The following is a 2,085-nucleotide window of genomic DNA, read 5'->3' on the forward strand; positions in this document are numbered from 1 at the left end:
CCCGCCGGGGCCGGTCGGCACCTCCGCCGTCCAGCCCGCTGCCCGCCCACGACCCGGCTCCCGCCCACGACCCGGCTCCCGCCCACGACCCGGCTCCCGCCCACGATCCGGCGGCCCGGTGCCGTGCGCGGCAGACTGACCGCCGTGAGACGACGGACGAGCACCGCCCTGGCCGCCCTCCTGCTCGCCGGGTCCGCCGTGGCCCTGGCCCCGCCGGCGGCCGCGGAGCCGCCCTTCCGCCTCGCGGAGCAGGTCACGGACCGGGCCGGCGCGCTCAGCGGGGGCCGGCCGGAGGTCGACGCCGCCCTGCAGCAGCTGCGCAGCGCCGACGACCAGCAGCTCTGGGTCGTCTACGTCGACTCCTTCAGCGGTCTCGACGGGCCGCAGTGGGCGCGCGAGACCTTCGCGGCCAGCGGTCTCGGCGGCGATGACGTGCTGCTGGCCGTGGCGCTGACGGACCGCACGTACGCCTACCAGGTCGCCGACTCCTCGCCGCTGACGCAGGACGACCTGACGGAGGTCTCGCGCGACACGGAGGCCGAGCTCGCCCAGCAGGACTGGGCGGGCGCGGCGGTCGTGGGGGCGCGCAGCATCGCCGACCGGCTGGAGCCGGGCGCGGACGGCCCGGGCACGTCGGCGGGAGGCTCGGGTGCGGGTCCGCTCGTCCTGCTGCTCGCCGTCCTGGTCCTGCTCGGGATCGTCGTGGCGTTCGTGGTGCGGGCACGGCGCCGGGGCGCGAGCCCCCGGGGCGCGGCGGGCGGGCCGGTGGACCCCTTCGCCGGGACCAGCACGGAGGAGCTGCGCGCCCAGGCCGACACCACGCTGGTCCGCGCCGACGACGCCGTGCGGACCAGCAGCCAGGAGCTCGAGTTCGCCCGGGCGGAGTTCGGCGAGGAGGCGACCGAGCCGTTCGCCGCCGCGCTCGCGACCGCGCGGGCCGCCCTCACCGAGGCGTTCCAGCAGCGGCAGCTCCTGGACGACGAGGTCGAGGAGAGCGACGAGCAGGTCCGGGCGCTGCTGACGGGTGTCCTGCAGTCGTGCGGCCGCGCCGGCGACGCCCTCGACGCGGAGTCGCAGCGCCTCGCCGAACTGCGCGACCTCGTCGCCCAGGCGCCGGCCCGGCTCGACGCGGTCGCGGCTCAGCTGCCGGGGCTCGAGGCGCGGGTGCAGCCGGCCCGCGAGGAGCTCGCCCGGCTGGCCGGGCGCTACAGCCCGACCGCTCTGGCGTCGGTGAGCGCCAACCCGGACGAGGCCCTGCGCCGCACCGCCGCGGCGCGCGCGGCCGTCGAGGACGGCCGCGCGGCGGTGGCCGCGACCACCGAGGGGGACGAGGTCGTCGACGCGGTGCGCACGGCCGAGGAGGCGGCGGCGCAGGCCACGCAGCTGCTGGACGCCGTGGGGCGGGCCGGCGCCGACCTCGACCGCGCGACGGCCGAGCTCCCGGGGGCGCTGCTGCGGCTGCGGACCGACCTGGACACCCTCGCCTCCGCCGTTCCCGCGGGCTCCGACGGGCACGACCGCGACCTCGCGCAGGCCGTGGCGGCCGCGCGGGCGGCCGTGGCGGCCGGTGAGGAGACGGGCGGCCTCGACCCGCTGGGCGCCCTGCACCGCGTCGTCGAGGCCGACCGGTCCCTGGACGCCGTCGTGGACGCGCGGCGCGCCGCCGCGCGCGAGCAGCAGCAGCTCCGCGCCCTGCTGGAGCAGACCCTGCTCGGGGCCCACGCCGAGGTCGACGCGGCCGAGGACTTCATCGCCACCCGCCGCGGGGCCGTCGGTGGCACCGCGCGCACGCGCCTCGCCGAGGCCCAGCGCCACCTCGACCGGGCCGAGGCCCTGCGGGCCGACGACGTCGCGGGGGCGCTCGAGCACGCCCGGGCCGCCGACTCCCTCGCCGAGCGCGCCAGTGCCGCGGCCCGCGCGGACGTCGAGCAGTTCACCGGCGGGGACGGCCCCTTCGGCGGCGCCGGGTACGGCGGCGGCTACGGCGGGCGCAGCGTGGGCGGTGACGCGCTGCTGGGCGCCGTGCTCGGCGGCATCCTCAGCGGCGGCGGGGGCGGTCGCCGCCAGAGCGGCTGGGGCGGCGAC

The 2,085-nt window shown here is 80.0% G+C and carries 1 protein-coding gene; it reads left to right on the forward strand.

Translation table 11 applies throughout. The annotated features are described in order from the left end of the window. Nucleotides 1-144: 144 nt before the first annotated feature. A partial coding sequence (locus GTR02_RS21405) for a TPM domain-containing protein (RefSeq protein ID WP_166609488.1) occupies nucleotides 145-2,085 on the forward strand: 1,941 nt, incomplete at its 3' end.

Source organism: Kineococcus siccus (genome assembly GCF_009906795.1).
Taxonomy (GTDB): Bacteria; Actinomycetota; Actinomycetes; order Actinomycetales; family Kineococcaceae; genus Kineococcus; species Kineococcus siccus.